The sequence below is a fragment of the Pseudoruminococcus sp. genome, assembly GCF_047012705.1.
GTDB lineage: Bacteria > Bacillota > Clostridia > Oscillospirales > Acutalibacteraceae > Pseudoruminococcus.
Genome location: NZ_JBKXNW010000009.1, coordinates 1 through 19222, shown reverse-complemented (window position 1 = coordinate 19222; position 19222 = coordinate 1). Strand labels below are relative to the sequence as shown.

Annotated in this window: 28 protein-coding genes; 24 read left to right on the top strand and 4 right to left on the bottom strand. The window is 37.9% G+C overall.

Annotated elements, in window-relative coordinates; all coding sequences use genetic code 11:
* Nucleotides 1–24 precede the first annotated feature (24 nt).
* Nucleotides 25–2811 (top strand): hypothetical protein, encoded by a 2787-nt coding sequence (locus ACLU24_RS09765; protein WP_412612336.1) that lies wholly within the window; start codon nt 25–27, stop codon nt 2809–2811.
* Between the two features lie 627 nt (nt 2812–3438).
* Here ACLU24_RS09765 and ACLU24_RS09760 read toward each other — a convergent pair.
* Nucleotides 3439–4020: an ImmA/IrrE family metallo-endopeptidase gene (locus ACLU24_RS09760; protein WP_412612335.1), complete on the bottom strand. Its 582-nt coding sequence runs from the start codon at nt 4018–4020 to the stop codon at nt 3439–3441.
* A gap of 50 nt (nt 4021–4070) precedes the next feature.
* A complete protein-coding gene (locus ACLU24_RS09755) occupies nt 4071–4505 on the bottom strand; it encodes a helix-turn-helix domain-containing protein (protein ID WP_412612334.1) in 435 nt (144 codons plus the stop codon).
* A gap of 188 nt (nt 4506–4693) precedes the next feature.
* Between ACLU24_RS09755 and ACLU24_RS09750 the strand changes: the two genes are divergently transcribed.
* The 4 genes from ACLU24_RS09750 to ACLU24_RS09735 all read left to right on the top strand — a co-directional run bounded on the left by ACLU24_RS09750 (nt 4694) and on the right by ACLU24_RS09735 (nt 6059).
* Nucleotides 4694–4900, top strand: coding sequence for a hypothetical protein (locus ACLU24_RS09750; RefSeq protein ID WP_412612333.1), 207 nt, complete (start codon nt 4694–4696; stop codon nt 4898–4900).
* 150 nt (nt 4901–5050) lie between these two features.
* Nucleotides 5051–5290 carry a hypothetical protein gene (locus ACLU24_RS09745; protein ID WP_412612332.1) on the top strand — a complete coding sequence of 80 codons (240 nt, stop codon included), beginning with the start codon at nt 5051–5053 and terminating at the stop codon, nt 5288–5290.
* Entirely contained in the window at nt 5290–5463 is a 174-nt protein-coding gene (locus ACLU24_RS09740) for a hypothetical protein (protein ID WP_412612331.1), read from the top strand. Before ACLU24_RS09745 ends, ACLU24_RS09740 begins: the two co-directional genes overlap by 1 nt.
* The gene (locus ACLU24_RS09735; RefSeq protein WP_412612330.1) at nt 5460–6059 is read left to right on the top strand and encodes a glycoside hydrolase family 25 protein; all 600 of its coding nucleotides are present in this window, start codon (nt 5460–5462) and stop codon (nt 6057–6059) included. The genes ACLU24_RS09740 and ACLU24_RS09735 overlap by 4 nt, the downstream gene beginning before the upstream one ends.
* 641 nt (nt 6060–6700) lie before the next feature.
* On the opposite strand, the gene ACLU24_RS09730 is transcribed toward ACLU24_RS09735, so the two are convergent.
* Both ACLU24_RS09730 and ACLU24_RS09725 read right to left on the bottom strand, forming a co-directional pair.
* Nucleotides 6701–8077 carry a tyrosine-type recombinase/integrase gene (locus ACLU24_RS09730; RefSeq protein WP_412612329.1) on the bottom strand — a complete coding sequence of 459 codons (1377 nt, stop codon included), beginning with the start codon at nt 8075–8077 and terminating at the stop codon, nt 6701–6703.
* Nucleotides 8078–8240: 163 nt separating this feature from the next.
* Nucleotides 8241–8627: a helix-turn-helix domain-containing protein gene (locus ACLU24_RS09725; RefSeq protein ID WP_412612328.1), complete on the bottom strand. Its 387-nt coding sequence runs from the start codon at nt 8625–8627 to the stop codon at nt 8241–8243.
* A 183-nt stretch (nt 8628–8810) separates the two neighbouring features.
* On the opposite strand from ACLU24_RS09725, the gene ACLU24_RS09720 reads away from it, so the two are divergent.
* From ACLU24_RS09720 to ACLU24_RS09630, 19 genes are all read left to right on the top strand, one after another.
* Nucleotides 8811–8942: a hypothetical protein gene (locus ACLU24_RS09720; protein ID WP_412612327.1), complete on the top strand. Its 132-nt coding sequence runs from the start codon at nt 8811–8813 to the stop codon at nt 8940–8942.
* A gap of 186 nt (nt 8943–9128) precedes the next feature.
* Nucleotides 9129–9320, top strand: coding sequence for a helix-turn-helix domain-containing protein (locus ACLU24_RS09715; RefSeq protein ID WP_412612326.1), 192 nt, complete (start codon nt 9129–9131; stop codon nt 9318–9320).
* 16 nt (nt 9321–9336) lie between these two features.
* Nucleotides 9337–10107, top strand: coding sequence for an ORF6N domain-containing protein (locus ACLU24_RS09710; protein ID WP_412612324.1), 771 nt, complete (start codon nt 9337–9339; stop codon nt 10105–10107).
* A 10-nt stretch (nt 10108–10117) separates the two neighbouring features.
* Nucleotides 10118–10360, top strand: a complete 243-nt coding sequence (locus ACLU24_RS09705) for a hypothetical protein (RefSeq protein ID WP_412612323.1) — start codon at nt 10118–10120, stop codon at nt 10358–10360.
* Between the two features lie 13 nt (nt 10361–10373).
* Complete coding sequence (locus ACLU24_RS09700) at nt 10374–10610, top strand: hypothetical protein (protein ID WP_412612322.1); 237 nt, start codon at nt 10374–10376, stop codon at nt 10608–10610.
* Nucleotides 10611–10612: 2 nt separating this feature from the next.
* The gene (locus tag ACLU24_RS09695; RefSeq protein ID WP_412612321.1) at nt 10613–11269 is read left to right on the top strand and encodes a hypothetical protein; all 657 of its coding nucleotides are present in this window, start codon (nt 10613–10615) and stop codon (nt 11267–11269) included.
* Nucleotides 11270–11272: 3 nt separating this feature from the next.
* Nucleotides 11273–11692, top strand: coding sequence for a hypothetical protein (locus tag ACLU24_RS09690; protein ID WP_412612320.1), 420 nt, complete (start codon nt 11273–11275; stop codon nt 11690–11692).
* Nucleotides 11685–11993 (top strand): hypothetical protein, encoded by a 309-nt coding sequence (locus ACLU24_RS09685; protein WP_412612319.1) that lies wholly within the window; start codon nt 11685–11687, stop codon nt 11991–11993. The genes ACLU24_RS09690 and ACLU24_RS09685 overlap by 8 nt, the downstream gene beginning before the upstream one ends.
* A 2-nt stretch (nt 11994–11995) precedes the next feature.
* The gene (locus tag ACLU24_RS09680; RefSeq protein ID WP_412612318.1) at nt 11996–12157 is read left to right on the top strand and encodes a hypothetical protein; all 162 of its coding nucleotides are present in this window, start codon (nt 11996–11998) and stop codon (nt 12155–12157) included.
* Nucleotides 12147–12932 carry a PD-(D/E)XK nuclease-like domain-containing protein gene (locus ACLU24_RS09675; RefSeq protein WP_412612317.1) on the top strand — a complete coding sequence of 262 codons (786 nt, stop codon included), beginning with the start codon at nt 12147–12149 and terminating at the stop codon, nt 12930–12932. Before ACLU24_RS09680 ends, ACLU24_RS09675 begins: the two co-directional genes overlap by 11 nt.
* Complete coding sequence (locus tag ACLU24_RS09670; RefSeq protein ID WP_412612316.1) at nt 12925–13614, top strand: recombinase RecT; 690 nt, start codon at nt 12925–12927, stop codon at nt 13612–13614. Before ACLU24_RS09675 ends, ACLU24_RS09670 begins: the two co-directional genes overlap by 8 nt.
* A complete protein-coding gene (locus tag ACLU24_RS09665; protein WP_412612314.1) occupies nt 13615–14025 on the top strand; it encodes a single-stranded DNA-binding protein in 411 nt (136 codons plus the stop codon).
* Between the two features lie 109 nt (nt 14026–14134).
* A complete protein-coding gene (locus ACLU24_RS09660; protein ID WP_412612313.1) occupies nt 14135–14623 on the top strand; it encodes a CHC2 zinc finger domain-containing protein in 489 nt (162 codons plus the stop codon).
* A 4-nt stretch (nt 14624–14627) separates the two neighbouring features.
* Entirely contained in the window at nt 14628–16490 is a 1863-nt protein-coding gene (locus ACLU24_RS09655) for a DUF927 domain-containing protein (RefSeq protein WP_412612312.1), read from the top strand.
* Nucleotides 16491–16800: 310 nt separating this feature from the next.
* The gene (locus ACLU24_RS09650; protein ID WP_412612311.1) at nt 16801–17007 is read left to right on the top strand and encodes a hypothetical protein; all 207 of its coding nucleotides are present in this window, start codon (nt 16801–16803) and stop codon (nt 17005–17007) included.
* A complete protein-coding gene (locus ACLU24_RS09645; protein ID WP_412612310.1) occupies nt 17007–18503 on the top strand; it encodes a DEAD/DEAH box helicase in 1497 nt (498 codons plus the stop codon). The genes ACLU24_RS09650 and ACLU24_RS09645 overlap by 1 nt, the downstream gene beginning before the upstream one ends.
* Nucleotides 18500–18871 (top strand): VRR-NUC domain-containing protein, encoded by a 372-nt coding sequence (locus tag ACLU24_RS09640; RefSeq protein WP_412612308.1) that lies wholly within the window; start codon nt 18500–18502, stop codon nt 18869–18871. The genes ACLU24_RS09645 and ACLU24_RS09640 overlap by 4 nt, the downstream gene beginning before the upstream one ends.
* Nucleotides 18849–19046: a hypothetical protein gene (locus tag ACLU24_RS09635; RefSeq protein WP_412612306.1), complete on the top strand. Its 198-nt coding sequence runs from the start codon at nt 18849–18851 to the stop codon at nt 19044–19046. Before ACLU24_RS09640 ends, ACLU24_RS09635 begins: the two co-directional genes overlap by 23 nt.
* Nucleotides 19036–19222: hypothetical protein (locus ACLU24_RS09630; protein ID WP_412612305.1), on the top strand; the 187-nt coding region annotated here is incomplete at its 3' end. The genes ACLU24_RS09635 and ACLU24_RS09630, both read left to right, overlap by 11 nt.

Genomic DNA, 19222 nt, shown 5'->3' with positions numbered 1-19222 from the left:
TATCATTAAGAAAGGATTGATAAAATGTTAAAACGAGGTTCTAAAAGGATTCTCGCAGCTGCATTAAGCACAGCTGTTTGTGCAGCGATGCTTGTGCAAACCGTATCTCCGGCGTTTGCGGCAAGCGAAATTAACCCAAAGTATACTTATACTAACGGCAATTACACATTTGAGAAAATTTCTCATCCAGACTCTCCCGTTGAGAGCGCTGATGGTATCGTTGATTACATTGGCAATGGTAGTGTAACAGAGTATGTTGATGGACAATCCTCGGGCGAAGGTGACAGAGGTCAATCTTATAGCTACGCTTCTGCTACATACGGAGATTGGGTTTATATCAACACTATGTATGGTGGTCTTGGCGTATCAGCTATACTTTCTAAGGGTATGCTTGGTGGTTTAGACCCTGAGATAGCTAAGGCTATGATGAATGTTATGTATAATGGCAATCTCTATTTAGGAGAGCCTGACGGTAAGTATGCAGGTGGCGTTCTTCTTAAATTTAATGTTAAGACAGGCGAAACAAAGCTTCTTATGTCAAGAGATGTTAATGGTCTTATTCCAACATTTAGAAGTGCTATAGAAATGAATGGTAAGCTTTATTTCGTTGGTATGGTTGTTGATACAAAGATTATGACACCTCAAGAAATTGCAACAGCTATAGCTGTTCAGAATGGTCTTCCTTGTATCTATGAGATTGACCCAGAAAATAATGATAAGCTTACTTGCATTTATAATTGTGTAGATATGGAAGGTTATCATAAACTTGTTAATGATAATGTTTTCACATCTACTCGTGCTATTGCACAGTATAAGGATAGCCTAATTGCAGGTTGCCTTGATACAGAAGGTGTTTTCCTTTGTGCATCTAACGACCCAACCAAGGGACAGGATTCATTTAAGGTTATCGCAACAATGGATGATTTGTTCAACTATCCGGCATATCACCGTTCTGATGTAAACGGTGGTGGCGGTATCTATCAGGTTATTGAGTTCAATAATAAGCTTTATGTTGTTGTTTGCACAGGTACAGCTGAAAGCAAAAACCCTGAAACAGGTACGCTCAAAACATTTGCTATTATAAGAGGCGAATGCAACGGCGAAGTTACCGACAAGGATTCTTGGACATGGACAGTTCTTGCAGGCGACGAAAAAGACGGTGCAAAATATCCTTTTGGTCTTGACGAAGAGCGTGTAAGCTGCGGTGCTTGTACTCTTGAAGTATATGGAGATTATCTCTATATCGGCGACTATAACGATGTTTCAAGTGCTTTACAAGGATTTGCTTTGAGAAAAGACTTCAGAACACAGGCAACTAACCTTGAACAATCTATAAATCTTTATCGTATGGATAAGGACGAAAATGTAGAAATGGTAGTTGGCGACCCAACAAAACGCTTCCCAAAAGGCGGCATTTCAGGTCTTGGTTCTGGCTATAACACACATATGAGCCAGTATACATGGCAGACAACTGTTTATGAGAATAAGCTTTATGTAAGTACAATGGATACTACAACGCTTCTTGAGCCTATCGCACAGTTTACAAATGGCGATATTCTCAATATGAGCGAAGAAGAATGGAAATCCCAGATTAATTATATTCGTGTTTTAATAGAACTTCTTATGGGAGATAAACAAAAGTCTGCGTATTTACTACAAAGTTCTAACAATTCTGTTATGAATGAAAAGACTGCTGAAAAGATGGTTGATGTTGCCATTAAGAAAGCTAACCTTCGTGCAGGAAATTCTTTCGCAGCAATGTTTGCATTTGATAATGTTGGTTCTGCTGAATCTATCGAATTGACAGACGAGCAGATTAAAGAATTAGTTAAAGGGTTACTTGATGGTTCGATTATTAAGGGTATGCTTCCACAGAAAATCATAGATAAGCTTATGGAGCTTAACGAAGCTCTTGATAATATCAAAGATTTGATTGATTCTACAAATATTGAAGATTTTATCAAAGAATATAAGGAATTGCTTGAGTATTACAAAAATATGTATAATAACTTGAGTGATAACCTTAAAAAGCTTTATGAAATGATTCTCAGCTATGCAACACTTGACAATCTTGAAGCTTTTGCTGAATCTCTACAATATCTTGCAACTTCAGAGGCAGGTTTTGACCTTTATGAGATTACACAAAATGATGATGGTACGGTAGATGTAAACGCTGTTACTACAAATGGTTTTGGTGACCGTTATAATCACGGCTTGAGAATTTTTGCAAAGACAACAGATTATCTTGTAATTGGTACAGCTAATCCGTTCTATGGCACACAGCTTTGGAGAAGAGCTAATACAGTAACTCCTCCGGAACCATCTGAATCTTCACAAGAAAGCTCGCAGGAATCCTCACAAGAAAGCAGCTCAGAGCCATCTGAACCTTCACAGGAAAGCTCACAGGAGTCTTCACAAGAAAGCAGCTCAGAGCCATCTGAACCTTCACAGGAAAGCTCACAAGAGTCTTCACAAGAAAGCAGCTCAGAGCCATCTGAACCTTCACAGGAAAGCTCACAAGAGTCTTCACAAGAAAGCAGCTCAGAACCATCTGAACCTGCACAGGAAAGCTCACATGAGTCTTCACAAGAGAGTAAACCTGAATCCTCAGAGGAAAGCAGCGAAATACCTTTTGTTGAATCATCAAATACAACAAGCTCAAATAGTAGTAATGAATCAAATCCAGGCAAGAATAATACAGTAAGTACCGGAGATAATTCAAATATTGCTATTATAGCTGCACTTATGGCTGCTTCTGCAACTGCTGTAATTTTTATTACAAAGAAAGCAAAAAATTCTAAAACAAAATAATATAGGCAATTAAATAAAGCTCCAACTGTAAATATACGGTTGGAGCTTTTATTTTGGAATAATATATTAAAAATCTTGTTTTCTTTATAGAACAGGTTTTGGCGAATATTTCTTATTATCGAGTATCTGACCTTTACTATATTTTTCATCAAAAAGAATTGTTTGTCGATTAAATTTTTTCTATTTGTTTTGTGGTTATAGCGTGGTCTGGTTTTCAAATTGTAGTTTCTTTTATTTATTTGCCATTCATATCACAGCCGAGTGAAACTACAAAATTATAGAATTTTCCTCGTTTTTCAATACTTGCTATTGCTTTAACTATCCTTTGATTGTTGGAAAAATTACTCTAAGAAGTAAAATCGGTGGGAGCAATTTTTTATTCTTATAGTAACTCAGATATATTTATTTCAAGTGAAGTAGGGATTATTCTTATAAATATAATGTGAAATCCTCGATTGCATATCTGATGTCTTTTGATTTTATATTGCCTATCTCACTTTCTTTTTATTATGAATCAGAGTTTTTATAAATTTTCAAATTAACATGAGTTGTATGATAATTATTAGTTCGTAATAACTTTGAAAGAGCTTAAGTGAAACTTTTAATTTCTATTGAATTTACATAAAATTATTTATTGGAGAGATACTCTTTTATAAAGATGTCAAACTTTTGTTCTACTTGTAATTCGAGTGGATTAAGGTAATATTTGTTCCTTTTTTCTAAGACTTTCATTCGTTTGGCACGAGTGGTTGCGGCGGAGATTGATATATTGCATATCTCGGCTATTTGTTCGGCGGTTGTTGCGTGTAATTCGTGCAAAACGCAGGCTGGGGCGAGCAAGCGTGTTGCAAACATATCTGCCTCTTGTTCTTCTTTATCACGCTTTTCAAATGTTCTGTATTTAATATCATTCACTAACATATGACCAAGCAGAATGTGACCAAGCTCGTGCGCTACTGTGAAACGGCATTCCTGAATGGGTTCGGTATCATCAAAGACTATGTACCAGTTATTTCCGTCATAGGCTGTGAAGCCACGCTGATTATTCCTAAGCTTATGAATCTGACTATTTCTAATAACCTTAATGCCTAATTGTCTGGTTATTTCATTTACTGATACTGGTAATTTCATAACATTAAAATCTATAAGCGACTGCCATGAACTATCTCTGACATTTTTATATTTGCCATATAAGCTATATGATGCCATTTATACCACCTCAAGAAATAGTATATTCTTTGAAGCAGTTTTTATTTATATTACATATCCATATCATTTTCTGGCGCATTTATGTAGTCGTTTATGTTATCTTCAGATATTTCAGGTTTGTATTTATCGTTGAAGCTTCTCGAGGCTATGCTTATAGGAACGATATTTGAATTTTGAGATGTAGAGCGTGTGTATTCGTGTTCGATTACTCCAGTGATAAATTCTTTTCCTGAAGTATCAAGCTTGCGATATATTTCTAATAGGCGTTTTTCTTCGCCGGAGAGCATTTCTTTATCGCCCGTCAGGTCATCTACAGTATATCCAAAATAATGTACAAGCGTAAACATGGTTGACATTGGTGGTTCTTTTATGATGCCTGTAAAAGTTTTATCGAGTGTGCTTTTTGGTATGCCGGTAGCGGCAGAAATTTCTGCGGTAGATTTACCGCTGTTTTCTTTCATTTTTTTCAAGTTTTCTAACCACATAGAAGTCACCCCTTTATTATTTGCTTATATTATATAACATATTTTAGATAAATGCAATAACGATATTTCCAAATATGGAAATATATTTTTTGAATTTGCTTGACAATCTCCAAAAAAGGAGATATAATCAAAAATAGATTGCAAGATATGGAAACTTGCAATAATTATTTTGTCGAAAGGGGATAAAAATGCTAAATAATCTTAGTGCAGAAATGGCAAGATATGGATATAATCCGATAGACCTTGCGAATGTTGGCGGTTTTACGGAGTGTACGGCACGAAGTAAAATTGCTGGTGAAACAGAATTTTCAATAGTAGAAGCGGTAAAAATCAGAGATAGCCTTTTTCCTGCAATGAGGCTTGAGTATCTTTTTAAAAATTTGCAGACAAATTGAGCGAAAATGTAGGTTACATAGTTTTATGGAGATTGAAAAGTAAGCAATAGCAGTACAGGAACCTGCATAAAGATTTCATCGCAAAATGCTCTTGCCGGTAAATCAATCATAATCAAAGGCACATATTTAGTTTAATTTGGAGATTTTATTATGGAAATTAAGAATGTTATTACAATAGATAATTTTATAGCAAAAAGCGTATCCGTTAAAACTCAGCGTGTACTTATCGAGGATAACGGTACAGAAACTGTTTTCGGTTTGCCAAATCGCAAGGCTTATGTTAATTCAAGTGACGGTCGTACAGAGCTTAAAGCCGAATTGCAAGAACCGTATTTTTTGCAATTCTTGCCGTCTGGAAAAAAATATTATAACAATCGAGGTGAATACTGATGACGGACGCAACGAAAAGGCAGTTGATTAAGGCGCTTGCCTATAATCCTGAAACAGACAGAAAGAAACTCAAGAAAAAGCTCTGTATTACTGATGACGAAGTAGACAGCGTAAAAGTAGAAGAAGTAATCGCAGAGCAGGAATATTATAAGAAAATGGGGTATTTGCAATGAGAGAGAAGCTTATTGATGTCAGTACTTGGAACGGCAACATAAACTGGAAAAAAGTCTATAATTCGGAAATAAGATATGCTATGCTCCGTTCAGGTTTTGGAGTTGAAAATCCAAATCAAGCGGATAATAAATTTCAGAAAAATATAAAAAATGCTCTCGGTGCAGGAATTAAGTGTGGCGTTTATCATTATAGCTACGCTCAATCTGTCGCTGAGGCAAAATTCGAGGCGGATTTCTGCCTTAAAATCATCAAAGGACACAAGCTCGATTTGCCTGTCGCTTTCGACATTGAGGATAGCTCCCAAACTCATCTCAGCAAGGATGCTCTTACAAATATCGTCATAGCTTTTTGCGAAAAGATAAAATCCGCTGGCTACACGCCTATGCTCTATTGCAATACAATTTGGCTTAGTGATTACCTACACAAAGACATACTGACAGGAAAGTATGATTTATGGCTATCTCACTTTGGAACATCATTGCCAACTATTAATTGCACAATCTGGCAATATTCCGACAATGGCAGAATTTCCGGCATTTTAGGAGATGTTGACCTTAATTACATATACAAAGATTATGATTCATACTTAAATTAGGGAAAGCTGATTTATACAAAAACGAAGTTAAGCGAAGAAATTGACTCGATTAAGACAGGCTATAAGGTTATCGTTAAAAATTCGATAATCTACGGAACGAATGAAATCTTTTATTAACAGGGAATAGGCTATTAATTTGAGTGAATTTAAGCAAACATAAAATTAAAACGGAATAAAACCACCAAGGGTTGTATTCGTACTTTTTGATATACTTTTTATATGCACAAGGGAGTTATATCATTTTAGTGCGGATATAGCTCTTTTATTTGTTTGATAATTATCAGTATTTCATAGAATTGAAAATGAATTTTTGACTAAATAAAGGACAAAATGTTCTATTTCATTAATTCTAAATAAAATAAAAATCCCCTCGAACGCAGTGTTCAAGGGGAAAATCTGGAGCTTGTGGCAGGACTTGAACCTGTGACCTGCTCATTACGAATGTATAAAAATAGTAAAACATAGCTTTTTGTTGCTCTCTGTAAAATGCTGAAAAACCGCATAAATAAGCTATTTTTAGATTATAGGCTGTGATAGATTTTTATGTCATTTCATAAAAATAAACACCAAATAAACACCAAATAAGCACCAAATAAACACCAAAAATTAAGCCTACAATTTGATATTGTAGGCTTTTTTTACTATGCTTTTTTCTGTGTGAGAATTTCTTCAAGGGTTTCTGCTGCTTTCTCGTCAGCCGTTTTTATAGCGTGACTGTAAATGTTTTCTGTGGTGCTTGTTTGTGCGTGTCCAAGTCGATTTGATACTGTGCGAACATTAATACCTTGTGCTATAAGTAGGCTTGCGTTGGTATGTCTTAATGTATGTATATGACAATTTGGCAAATTATGTCGTTTTAGAAAACGCTTGAACCAACTTGAAAGTGTATCAGGGTGAAGTGGAGAACCATTGGACGCTTTGAACACTTTGTCACAGTCTTGCCAGTCTTCGTCTGTCAGCATTTGCCTTTTGTGAAACTGCTCTATCTGTAATTGTTTTAAGCTATCTATAACCGATTGAGGAACTTTAATAACACGCTTTGAACTTTCATTCTTTGTTTCATCATCAAATATACCTTTTCCCGACACATAGAGTGAACTTTTATTTATATCTATAAGGTTATCTTTAAAATTTATATCTTTCCAAGTAAGCCCAAGAGCTTCACCTCTACGCATACCGCTATACAATAGCAAGGTAATTAAAGCACGATACTGTAAAGGTTCTTTCTCGAGGCTTTGCAAGAGCCTTATAACATCATTTTCTTCAAGATATTCGGCTTCTTTGTGCTTGATTTTTGGTGTTCTCACTCTTGAACAGGGGTTTGAAAGCAATATGCCTTGCTTTACAGCTTCACCAAGAATAGAAGATATAATTCTGTGGTAACACAATATTGTATTGTTAGAGAGCGGTTTTTCAAAGTCAACAGGCTCAAAAAGTTCTCTCAAATCGTATTCAAGAGTTGAACATATTTGTTCAGCACATTTCTTTGTAGTATTTTTACCCTTAAAAATACTACTGAATGTACTTAGTGCAACATTTGAAAGTTGGGAAATGTAAGCTACTGTATAGCCTTTGGCTTTGATAATTTCTTTTAGGTCAATAATGCATTTATATTTTGTATCTCGTCTGATACCACTCTCAGCAAGGTTATTATAAAATTCATTTAAATGATGTGGTTGTATTTTACCTATTTGTAAATGACCGAGAGCGACAAGTATTCTTTCGAGTGCTTGCTTATTTCTTTGATTAGTTTTATCGCGGAGCTGTTTATCAGCATAATCTTTTTGCCATATTTCTACAAAGTCAGAAAATTTAATTCTATCATCCAGTATTTGACCTTTACGGCATTTTTCCTCAAAGAGTGTTGCTTGTCTGTTGATTTCTTTTTCAATCTGCCTTGCAGTCATTCCGCTTTCAGGCTTCCAAGTCATAGTTTTACGAATCTGTTTTCCGTTTAAATCATATCCTAGTGATACCGTAATTTTATAACTGTTTCCTCTTTTAGCTATGGTTGCCATTACTGCCACCGTCCTTTTATATATTTGCTTTATTCGGTATCATTTATTTTAAAACTGTAATCTTCTATAAACTGCTCAAATTGTTGCTTCACCTGTCGTTCAAGCGGATGAAGATAATACTTGTTCCTTGCTTCGAGTACTTGCATACGCTCTGAGCGTTTTTTTATGCTTTCATTTTATTATTTTGAATATCACTTTTTAGATTAGTTTCATTGCTAACCATAAAATCCGAATAATTTGCTATATGTTCTTGTGCAGATTCATTCATATCATCATAGTTGCGTAATAAACGCTGTTTGTTTCTATCACCCTCATCGTTTTCGGTGGGGGTGATTTGTTGTTCTTCTTGTTGTTTTTCGGCTCTGCCGAGGAGGTAGTCAACTGAACAGTTGAAGTATTCGGAGATTTTAATTAGTACTTCAGCTGGCGGAATAGTTCCATTTTTCCATTTAGTAATTGCTCCTGATGATACTCCAATTTCTTTTCCAACAGGGTTTGGTTTTTTACCGCATTTGATACATAAATTGTAAAATCTTTCCCAAAACAACATATAAATTACCTCCTTGTATAAATCTTACAACTGTAAGATTGTAATTTTGTTAAAAACGCAGAAACTTACAAACATAAGAAAAATCTATTGACTATCTCACGCTCGTGAGATATAATATAACTACAGTTAATCGTTAAGTAAATCATAACACGAATAACTAAAAAATACAAGGAGGTTGAAACAATGGCTAAGGGCAAAAGGTATAAAAAAAGCGGAAATGAGAAGCCAAACACTTTGCAAAAAGTCCTTCTCATAACCGCAATCCTAAACCTTATAAAATCAATCGTTGATTTACTCAAAGAATGGTTTAGATAAGGTAAAATCCGAAAAGGGGAGCAGGAACTCCCCTTAGTAGGATTATATCAAAAAGCCTTAGTTGTTGTCAACATATATCTTAGAACAGGAGGTCAGAAGTATGGAAGTTGTTAATACCATTCTTGATATTGCAATTATTATATGCGATATTGCGATAATTTTCCTGATTATAAGGAGGTGGAAAAAATGAGCATAGGAGAAAACATCAAGCGTCTGCGTGAAAGCAAAAACTACACGCAAAAAGAACTCGCCGATGCCGTAAATGTTACACAGTCGATGATTAACCAAATTGAGCGTGGCACAAAAACATTAACTGTTCCGCTTGGCTGTGAGCTTGCAAAAGTTCTTGACTGTGATTTGGCAGATTTAACAGCGTGAGAAAGGACAATGATAAATGAACGAATTGAAAACAATAACAATCAACAACACTGATATTTCCGTCAAGGAGTATCGAGGTAAGAGAGTGGTTACTCTTAAAGAAATCGACCAATGCCACGGCAGACCTAATGGAACAGCAAGAAAGAGATTTAATGACAATAAGACACACTTTATTGAGGGTGTTGATTACTTCAAAATATCGCCGTCCGTTTTTCGGACAGCGTTCGGAACTATGGATAAACGCCAACAAAATGATGTCACCCTCCTCACCGAGAGCGGATACCTAATGCTTGTTAAATCTTTTACAGATGACCTTGCTTGGGATGTACAACGACAGCTTGTAAATAGCTATTTCGGAGTTGAGCAAAAGAAAGCTGATGACACATTAAAAATTCAGATTCAGCAGGAACGCTCAAGGGCTATGTTACTTAATGCTCAATACCGTATGCTTAAACTTCTTATGGGTAAGCCTGAACTTCAAAAACTATCGCCAGTAGCTGTTGAAACACTTGGTATAAAGGCAACAGAAAGTATTATAAATGCTAACCTGGGCGAGTATCTTCCAGAGGTCGAAAAGACATACTCCGCAACAGAAGTTGGAAATGCTCTCGGTATTACGGCGGCTAAAGTTGGAAAAATTGCTAATGCTCACGGACTTAAAACAGACGAATACGGCATAACTGTAATGGATAAAAGCCGTTATAGTTCTAAAGAAGTTCCAAGTTTTCGCTATAATGAGCGTGGTAAGGCAAAAATCAGAGAAATACTTGAAAAACTAAAGAAGTGAGGGAAAAAATATGGAATTTCAAAAATTTAGAACTATCAACTCTGCTTATGCCGAGATTAAAAAGCAAGACCCAGAAACCGAAATATCTATGCACGGTATCCGTGCAGGTATAAAACAAGGATTTATCCCAAGTGTGAAGATAGGTAACAAGGTTGTTGTCAGTATTGAAAGCATACTAAAATTTTACAGTGGCGAAGCACAACAACAGAAAACACTTAACAAAAAATATGGTGAAATTAGGACTATATATTGAGGAAGTGATAAAAATGAGCAAGTTTAAATACTTCTGTAAAAATGTCAGTGCCAAAAGAAAAGCTAAATCTGCCAAAAGAAAGACAGCAAAGCTCGAAAAGAAGATGAATAAGCTGGCAGCTAAGGCTGATAAGATTTGCAAAAATCGCTACGACTTTGAGATACTTGTAAATAAGATATATCAAAAGCGAGATTATCGCTTACATATGGAAAGATTTAAACCGCACAATTACAAATTTGAGGAGGATTAAAAATGAATAAATACGAAATGCTGCAAGATGACAAAATCGAAATAGAAGGTCATACACATTACAGAATAAAGGCTTTAAAAGATTTTGGAAATGTAGAAGCTGGAGACATTGGCGGATACATCGAAAAAGAAGAGAACCTCTCTCAAGAGGGTACTTGTTGGGTGTATGATAGCGCTCGTGTCTGTGGCAATGCTCGTGTCTTTGATGATGCTTGTATCTATGACGATGCTCGTGTCTATGGCACTGCTCGTGTTAGTGACAGTGCTTGGGTTTTTGGCAATGCCCGTGTCTATGGTAACGCTTGTGTCTATGGCAACGCAAAAGTTTATGGCGACGCATGGGTTTGTGGCAACGCTTGGGTCTATGGCAACGCAAAAGTTTATGGCGACGCATGGGTTTGTGGCAACGCATGGGTTCATGGCGACGCTTTAATAAGTAAAATCAACGATATTTTATGTGTTGCTAATATAGGTAGCCGTAATGATACTACAACATTTTTTAAAACAAAAGATAATAAAATTGGCGTAAAATGCGGGCGCTTTACCGGCACGATTGACGATTTTTTGGAAGCTGTCAATGAAACCCACGGCGAAAACAAACACGCTAAAGCATACAAGTTAGCTTGTGAGCTTGCAAGAGTACAAATTTTGGAGGACTAATCAATGAATAAGGCAAATATCTCTATGGATGAAATATTAACAAACACATTGAGACGAACAAAAAGAAATGCGTTTACAACAAATGTTGCTGATTACGATGTATTTATAAGCGTATCTCCAGCGACAAAAAAGAAAAGTATGATAGTAAGATTTAACTATCGCTACAAATGGATTAAGAACTTTAACTGCGTAACCTTAAGTAGAGTAGGAAATAATCTATTCTTCATCTTTTCAGAAATTGATGAAAACGGCACAGCTTATGCAGTATCTAAAAAGGGCGGTTCCATTGCAACATCAGTATCGGGTATCAATGCTGATAAACTCGCCGATTTTAAGGGCTTCTATAAGTTCAACGAATATGATTGGACAAAAAGCAAAAATCCTATTTTTTACATATCTTTGGAGGACAAAATCAATGAATAAGTTACAAAAGAAAAATCGCCTCCAGAGCGGCAACTCCAGGGACGACAAAAGAAAAACATTTACTATTAAAAGTGTAACGCATAATGCAGAGAAAGTCAAGTGCGCAGTTACAACTAAAGAGTTGAACGCTTATCAGAAATCTGTTATCAGAAGAATTTATTATGCGAGTCACGAAAGGCACAGACTTGTGTCTAATCTCAAGAATCTTTCGTTCTGTACATATAGTGTTGCTTTAAGGTATCTGAAAGAGCGTGGACTTATTGATAATGAGGACTATTACAGTCTGATGACGGAGGTATAAAGATGAAAACTTACTATTCACTTGATGATATAAAGGCTATGGCTATGAATTACCTGATTTTAAAAGATGGCGTAATTGAAGAGATTGATTATCACGAGATATGTGGATTTATCAGATTTATTGAGGACACAGAGAAAGCTAAGGAGGGCAACAATGACAAATAAGGAATATCACAATACAGAGGGTGTTTCTAAGTCTGATTTGGATTTAATACATAAATCCCCTTTGCATTATATAGCAGCGAAGAGCTCGCCAAGTACGCAGACAGAATCCTTGCTTTTCGGTTCGGCATTGCATAAGTTTGTGCTTGAAAACAATGAGTTCAGTTCTGAATTTACTACTGCACCGCTTTGTGATAGGCGTACCAAAGAGGGCAAAGCAATTTATGCTGATTTTCTTGAAAAGTCTGTTGGCAAGGAAGTTATAACATCAGAGCATTTGGAAAAAATCCAGCTTATGGCTGAGGCAATACATAAACACCCGATAGCTTCTAAGCTTCTTACAGACGGTCAGGCGGAGCAGTCATATTTTTATGATGACGGCGAAACAGTGCTGAAATGCCGTCCTGATTATATCAAGGGCAGGTATTGCATTGATTTGAAGACAACGCAGTCTGCAAATCCTGAGGATTTCATAAAGTCTGCGTATAAATATAGGTATCATGTGCAGGCATATTGGTATTTAAAGGTATTGAAGGCTCTTGGTAAGGATATAGATAACTTCATTTTCGTAGCAGTTGAGAAAGAGCCGCCTTATGCTATATGTGTATATTTTGCGAGTGAGGAATTTCTCAGGCTCGGCGAAATTGAAGCCGAGGCAGACCTTAACGAATATAAAAAATGTTGTAAATCTGGCATTTGGTATGGATATGATGAAGTTCCGGAGGTGCATAGTTTAGATTTGCCACAATGGGTGAGAAAGGAAGTTTATGATGAGTGATAATGAAATGATAACGGCTACGGCTGAGGAAGTAAAAGAGCTTAGTAAGCCGGAAGTACAGCTTGAATCTTCTGCAAATGCATTGAATGTTTTTGGTAATGTTGCAGATTTTGAGCGGGCGCAGCGTTTTGCAAATGCTCTTGTAAATTCAGACGTCATTCCTGAAAATTACAAGGGAAGTATATCAAACTGTATGATTGCGATTGATATTGCAAACCGTATGGGACTTTCGCCTTTGACGGTTATGCAGAATCTTTACATAGTCCGAGGAAAGCCGTCTTGGAGTGGACAAGCTTGCAGAGCCTTAATAGAAAACGATGGCAGATATAAGGATATAAGGACCGTCTATGTTGGCGAAAGAGGTCAGGATAATTGGGGTTGTTATCTTGAAGCAAAGTATATTGAGAGTGATGAGCTTATCAAAGGGCCTCTCGTTGATATTGCTATGGCGAAAAAAGAGGGTTGGTATTCCAAGAAGGACAGAAACGGCAATGAAACTTCAAAATGGCAGACTATGCCTGAGCTTATGCTTGCATATCGTGCGGCGGCTTTTTTTGCAAGAGTTTATTGTCCGTCGGCTATGATGGGTTTTCAGACGACAGAAGAAATAAGTGATATTTCAAACGCACAGAGAGTTAAAAAGGCTGAATCAATTACAGCGGATATTTTGGAGGGAATATAAATGCAGACTAAATGCGGTGACGGTTCTATTATGATTTGCGGAATAATTGGCAAGGACGCAGAAACTAAGCGTGTCGGAGAGAAAAACTCGGTGCTTTCAAAGTTCAGTGTTTGCGTAGGTGAGAGAAATATTGACGGTCAGAATCAAGCTATATGGGTGAACTGTACTTGCTGGAATGATATAGGCAAGGCGGCTTCAACGCTGAAAAAAGGTGACTATGTCTTTTGCATAGGCAGGATTTCTAAGAGTACATATACTACAAAAGATGGAGTAAAGAAGGAGGCTTCTGAGCTTGTCTGCGAGTTCTTGACAGCAGTTCTTAAAGATGTTTTGCCGAGTGTTGATTATTCAAATAATTCAACTGTCGATAGTAGCCCAGATGTTCCTTATAGTGATTATTTACCGTTCTGAATGTAAATAATTTATGAATTTATTATAAAATTTGACCTCAAAAGGTCAAATTTTCTTTAAACGGGCGGGTATAGTGTAAGGCATTTTTTAAGAAAGGTGATGTGTGAGTTTGAATAAATATGAGCTTGTAAAACAGCAAGTATCAATGCCGAGCGTTATCGGGCAATATGGCTTTGAGCTGAATCGTTCGGGCTTTATATCCTGCCCTTTCCATTCTGAAAAGACAGCAAGTATGAAGATATATGATAAGTCATTCTATTGCTTTGGGTGTGGAACCGGAGGAGATGTCATAAAATTTGTATCTCTTTTATTCAGAATTTCCGCACCGCAAGCAGTAGTTAAGCTGAGCAGCGATTTCTTTCTTGGTTTGAAAACAGATACTGCATATGACAAAAAAAACGAGAGAGAATATGCTCTGAAAAAACTAAGAGAGGAGCAGGAGCTTAAAACATTCAGGCAAGAATATATGTCTAAATGTGAGGAGTTTAAGAAATTGCGTAAGGTCGTGAAAAATTCTAAGGATTTTATCGAGACTGCAAAGGCTCAGGCAAGGCTTGAATATTTAGATTATTGGTTCAGCGAGAACCATTGGAGGTGAAAATGTGATAGACGAAGTAAACGGAAATTTAATTGTTATGCCTGAATTTGAATCCTTTGAGGAAGTAATGGAGACAACAGCGGCTTTTGAATGGGTATATCAATTTCACGACAGCAAATTCACCGAAAGCAAAATGCTTGAAAAAATGTCACGATATTTGAATGAAGTTTTCAAGATAAGAAACTTCAAGTCACTTTATAAGGATTATTTGGTTGACATAAAGGGTATAAGAAGCTCTACGGCAAATTACAGCAACTTTGATAATCAGCCGCTGGAGCTTTTTACAGGCGAATGGGAAGCTGATGACAACAGCATACGCAGAAGCACAGCGGAAGAAACAATAGTTGCTTGCTGTCACCCGATTATGCCTGTTGAACGGCTCATAAACATTGATACGGGCTTAGAAAAGCTGAAAATAGCCTTTTCTAAGGGCAAGAGGTGGCGTGAGATTATCGTTGAAAAGAAGATTGTCGCCAACGCTTCGAAGATTATAGATTTAGCCGACTATGGTATTTCTGTAACAAGCGAAAATGCAAAGTATCTTGTGAAATATCTTTCCGAAACCGAGAATTTCAATTATGAGCTTATTCCTGCTAAAAACAGCTTTTCACGAATGGGATATATCAATGATGAGGGTTTTATTCCTTATGTTGATAACCTTGTTTTTGACGGCGATTTGAACTATAAAACTATTTTTAATTCTATAAAATCCTTTGGCAATTTCGATAAATGGCTTGATGAGGCTCGCAGTGTACGCAGATATAATACTGTTGCTAAAATCACCATTGCGGCGGCTTTTGCAAGTCCGCTGATTAAGATTTGCAATGCACAGGTATTCTTTACGCACCTTTGGAGTGGAGGAAGCGGTACAGGTAAAACGGTAGCTCTTATGGTGGCAGCTTCGGTTTGGGCTGACCCGAATCTCGGAACCTACATACAGACTTTTAATTCAACGCAGGTCGGACAAGAGCGTTTGGCGGCTTTCCTGAATCAGCTGCCACTTATGATTGATGAATTACAGCTTAATAATTCCAAAAATGGCTTTAATGTATATCAGCTTTCGGAGGGCGTCGGAAGAAGCCGAGGCAATAAGTATGGTGGCATAGACGCAACTCCCACTTGGTCCAATGCTATTCTTACAACAGGCGAAACACCTTTGATTTCAGCCTGTGCAGGTGCAGGTGCTTATAACAGAGTTATCGACATCGAGTGCAAGTCTACCGAAAAGGTAATTGAAGACGGTCAGCATACAACCGCTGTTATTAAAAATAACTACGGCTTTGCTGGCAAAGAATTTGTGAAAAGGCTCTATGAGGGCGAGGCGGTAACGCAGAGTGTCAGGGATTATTTTTCGATAGTTTATAAGGAACTTTGCTCGAATGACACTACAGAAAAACAGGCAATGGCGGCGGCTTTGATTGTGACTGCGGATAAATTCGCCACAGATTGGATTTTCAAGGACGGAAATTACCTTGATGTTTCTGAAATTTCAAAGTTTCTTGCTTCAAAATCCGAGGTTTCTCTCGGTGAGCGCGGCTATAAATATATGTGCGATTGGGTTTCTATCAACGCTAACCGCTTCATAAACGCAAACTGCAGCTATAACGATAAGGAAAGCGGAGATATTTACGGTATTCTTGACGATAAGAGGGCGTATGTAATTGCTTCCGCTTTCCGTAAGGCTGCGGAGGAAGCAGGCTACAATTCCTCCGCTCTGCTGAGCTATCTCAAGGAGCATAATCTCATTGAAACAAGGGGCAGAAATATGACAAGAGGCAAACGTATAAGAGGAACTCTAACGGAATGTGTTTCAATGCTTTTGCCGTCCGAAGATGATGAGGACGAGATTGAAGACCTTGATTTTTGATTGTGTGGTACGCTGTTGGGCAGATGTGGGACAGCCAGACCACCCACAAGACCGCATGAATACTGGATTGTGGGACTGTGGGACGTGTGGGAGCTGAAATACACCCTATATAAATCTAAAAATATATACATAATTACCAGTAATTACCATATTTCAGTTCTATATGTATATCTATTTTCTATATAGAAAACTTGTGTTTTTTGTCCCACAGTCCCACAGCATACCGCAAGACCGCATGAGCACTGGCTTTTTTGCGTGGTACATACCGTCCCACACTGTACCACAAGTACCACATCAAAGGAGGATAACAATGACAATAAAAGATGAAATGGACAAGATTACATCAGCGGGAGGCAGGTATATTCCTCCCTATAAGCTGATTAAAATAACAGACTTAGCAGGCAAGATTATTAAGCTGATGACTAACAGCGGAATGGACGCAACTTTCTGCTATGACGATATGAATCTTACACTTGATGTTGTCAAGGAGATTCTTGACAAAGGAGTTGGTAAATAATGCAGCTGCGTGATTATCAAAAAGAATGTATTGACATAATCAGCCAAAAGGCAAGCGGAAGATATTTAGTTCAAATGGCAACAGGCTTAGGCAAGACAGTAACCTTTGCAAACATTCCGAGGAAAGGCAGGACCCTTTTGCTTTCTCACCGTGAAGAGCTTGTAAATCAGCCTAAGAAGTATTTTAACTGTTCTTTCGGAATAGAGCAAGGTAAATATCACAGCAACGGCGAAGAAGTTGTGAGCGCTTCCGTCCAGAGCCTTGCAAGGCGGCTTGAAAGATTCATGCCGAACGATTTTGACATGATTATCTGCGATGAAGCTCACCATGCCGCCGCAAATACATATAAGAAAATATTTGGCTATTTCAAGCCAAGGCTCCTGATAGGCTTCACAGCTACGCCGAACCGTGCGGACGGTGCAAGACTTAATGATTCTTTCAGCGAGATTATATTCAAGCGTGACCTTAAGTGGGGTATTAAAAATTCTTATCTTTCGGATATATTCTGTCGCAGAGTCGATATAGGCTATGATTTGACAAATGTTTCAACAAGGGGCGGAGATTATGCACCCGGTGAGCTTGACGAGGCTATGGCAGACACTTCGGACGCTATTGCGGAGGCTTACCGCAAATACGCCAAGGGTGCAACGCTGATATTTGCCGTATCGGTCAGACACGCCGAAGAAATAGCGTCTAAGATTCCTAATGCTGTTGCTGTTACAGGCAAGACGGAAAATCGTGCGGAGATTATCAAGCAGTTTTCGGAACGCAAAATTCCTTGCCTTGTGAATTGTATGGTGTTCACCGAGGGAACGGATATTCCCCTTGTCGAAACGGTTATCATTGCAAGACCCACAAAATCAGACAGCTTATATGCTCAGATGGTCGGCAGAGGGTTAAGGCTTCACCCGGAAAAGGACAAGCTTAATCTCATTGACTGCGTTGGCGTTACGGGCAAGGCTAATCTTTGTACAGCGCCGAGCCTCTTGGGAATAGACCTTAAAAATATTCCCAAAAACAAGCTCGACAGCATAGAGGGCGAATTCTTTGACTTGCCTGAAAAGATAGTCAAGGCTTCCGATACTCCGCAGTCATGGATTAGAAATACTGAAATAGTTGACCTTTGGGCTAAAGAACAGTCATACAATCTGCACAATGTCAACTGGTTCAAAATGCCTGACGGTGAATTTGTTTTAAGCATTAAGGGTAAGAAAATGCGTATTCCCTGTCAGGACGAGCTTGGATATACGCTTATCGGCAAGGAAAGAATTTCAATGCAGGAGGCTTTTGACAGAGCATATTCGGAGCTTTGTGAACATTATTCCGAACAAAAATATATATGGGATTTAGGTTCTGTCAAGCGTTGGGGAAATTATCCGGCAAGCGAAAGTCAAATCTCAGTTATTTCAAAACGCTTTCCCGGTTTAGATACTTCAGAACTTACAAAGCGTCAGGCAAGTCTTATTCTGAACAGAATATATGGAGGCAGAAAATGACTGAAGCACAGCACCAAAGCAATGTTATCAAGTGGTCGCAACAGCTAATCATAAGAAAGAAATATCCCGAATTAAAGCTGTTATTTCATATTCCGAACGGCGGCAGGCGTGACCCGATAGAAGCCAGACACCTCAAGCAACAGGGCGTAAAAAGAGGAGTACCCGATTTATTTCTGCCAGTTGCTAAGGGCAAGTATCACGGCTTATTTATCGAAATGAAAACCGAAACAGGCAGAACGAGCGAATATCAAGACTGGTGGCTCTGCGAGCTTAAAAATGAGAGCTATTATTGCAAGGTATGCTATGGTTGGAAAAACGCCGTTGAGCTTATTGAGGACTACCTAAATGAGAAATTATCTGATGTGTGATAAGTGCGGTTTTAAGTATGATGAAATATCCGTCCGCAGATGCCAGCACCCGGCGGTAAATCGCAGGTTTGGCGAGCATATGTGCGTGTGCTGTTGCCGAAAATGCAAATTTGCTGAGCACATCAGCGGAGGATTGGCTTGCAATTACAAAGGAGAGGTTAAAAATGGAATTTAACTTTGATGATGAGAGAATAAAGAAATATGTACAAGCACGCAATGAGGCACTATTTAGTCCCGATGAAAAGAAAATCCGAAAGTTTATGAAAGAGTATACAGGGCTTACACCGCCCAAGAGCGAAACTGCTTTCTGGGCAATGGTCTTCAAGGCTATATGCAATATAGAAGACGCAC

Excerpts from the sequence above, each read along its gene's own strand:
- ACLU24_RS09765 (WP_412612336.1), top strand. The coding sequence starts at position 25 with ATGTTAAAACGAGGTTCTAAAAGGATTCTCGCAGCTGCATTAAGCACA.
- ACLU24_RS09760 (WP_412612335.1), bottom strand. The coding sequence starts at position 4,020 with ATGGCATCATATAGCTTATATGGCAAATATAAAAATGTCAGAGATAGT.
- ACLU24_RS09755 (WP_412612334.1), bottom strand. The coding sequence starts at position 4,505 with ATGTGGTTAGAAAACTTGAAAAAAATGAAAGAAAACAGCGGTAAATCT.
- ACLU24_RS09750 (WP_412612333.1), top strand. The coding sequence starts at position 4,694 with ATGCTAAATAATCTTAGTGCAGAAATGGCAAGATATGGATATAATCCG.
- ACLU24_RS09745 (WP_412612332.1), top strand. The coding sequence starts at position 5,051 with ATGGAAATTAAGAATGTTATTACAATAGATAATTTTATAGCAAAAAGC.
- ACLU24_RS09740 (WP_412612331.1), top strand. The coding sequence starts at position 5,290 with ATGACGGACGCAACGAAAAGGCAGTTGATTAAGGCGCTTGCCTATAAT.
- ACLU24_RS09735 (WP_412612330.1), top strand. The coding sequence starts at position 5,460 with ATGAGAGAGAAGCTTATTGATGTCAGTACTTGGAACGGCAACATAAAC.
- ACLU24_RS09730 (WP_412612329.1), bottom strand. The coding sequence starts at position 8,077 with ATGGCAACCATAGCTAAAAGAGGAAACAGTTATAAAATTACGGTATCA.
- ACLU24_RS09725 (WP_412612328.1), bottom strand. The coding sequence starts at position 8,627 with ATGTTGTTTTGGGAAAGATTTTACAATTTATGTATCAAATGCGGTAAA.
- ACLU24_RS09720 (WP_412612327.1), top strand. The coding sequence starts at position 8,811 with ATGGCTAAGGGCAAAAGGTATAAAAAAAGCGGAAATGAGAAGCCAAAC.
- ACLU24_RS09715 (WP_412612326.1), top strand. The coding sequence starts at position 9,129 with ATGAGCATAGGAGAAAACATCAAGCGTCTGCGTGAAAGCAAAAACTAC.
- ACLU24_RS09710 (WP_412612324.1), top strand. The coding sequence starts at position 9,337 with ATGAACGAATTGAAAACAATAACAATCAACAACACTGATATTTCCGTC.
- ACLU24_RS09705 (WP_412612323.1), top strand. The coding sequence starts at position 10,118 with ATGGAATTTCAAAAATTTAGAACTATCAACTCTGCTTATGCCGAGATT.
- ACLU24_RS09700 (WP_412612322.1), top strand. The coding sequence starts at position 10,374 with ATGAGCAAGTTTAAATACTTCTGTAAAAATGTCAGTGCCAAAAGAAAA.
- ACLU24_RS09695 (WP_412612321.1), top strand. The coding sequence starts at position 10,613 with ATGAATAAATACGAAATGCTGCAAGATGACAAAATCGAAATAGAAGGT.
- ACLU24_RS09690 (WP_412612320.1), top strand. The coding sequence starts at position 11,273 with ATGAATAAGGCAAATATCTCTATGGATGAAATATTAACAAACACATTG.
- ACLU24_RS09685 (WP_412612319.1), top strand. The coding sequence starts at position 11,685 with ATGAATAAGTTACAAAAGAAAAATCGCCTCCAGAGCGGCAACTCCAGG.
- ACLU24_RS09680 (WP_412612318.1), top strand. The coding sequence starts at position 11,996 with ATGAAAACTTACTATTCACTTGATGATATAAAGGCTATGGCTATGAAT.
- ACLU24_RS09675 (WP_412612317.1), top strand. The coding sequence starts at position 12,147 with ATGACAAATAAGGAATATCACAATACAGAGGGTGTTTCTAAGTCTGAT.
- ACLU24_RS09670 (WP_412612316.1), top strand. The coding sequence starts at position 12,925 with ATGAGTGATAATGAAATGATAACGGCTACGGCTGAGGAAGTAAAAGAG.
- ACLU24_RS09665 (WP_412612314.1), top strand. The coding sequence starts at position 13,615 with ATGCAGACTAAATGCGGTGACGGTTCTATTATGATTTGCGGAATAATT.
- ACLU24_RS09650 (WP_412612311.1), top strand. The coding sequence starts at position 16,801 with ATGACAATAAAAGATGAAATGGACAAGATTACATCAGCGGGAGGCAGG.
- ACLU24_RS09645 (WP_412612310.1), top strand. The coding sequence starts at position 17,007 with ATGCAGCTGCGTGATTATCAAAAAGAATGTATTGACATAATCAGCCAA.
- ACLU24_RS09640 (WP_412612308.1), top strand. The coding sequence starts at position 18,500 with ATGACTGAAGCACAGCACCAAAGCAATGTTATCAAGTGGTCGCAACAG.
- ACLU24_RS09635 (WP_412612306.1), top strand. The coding sequence starts at position 18,849 with ATGAGAAATTATCTGATGTGTGATAAGTGCGGTTTTAAGTATGATGAA.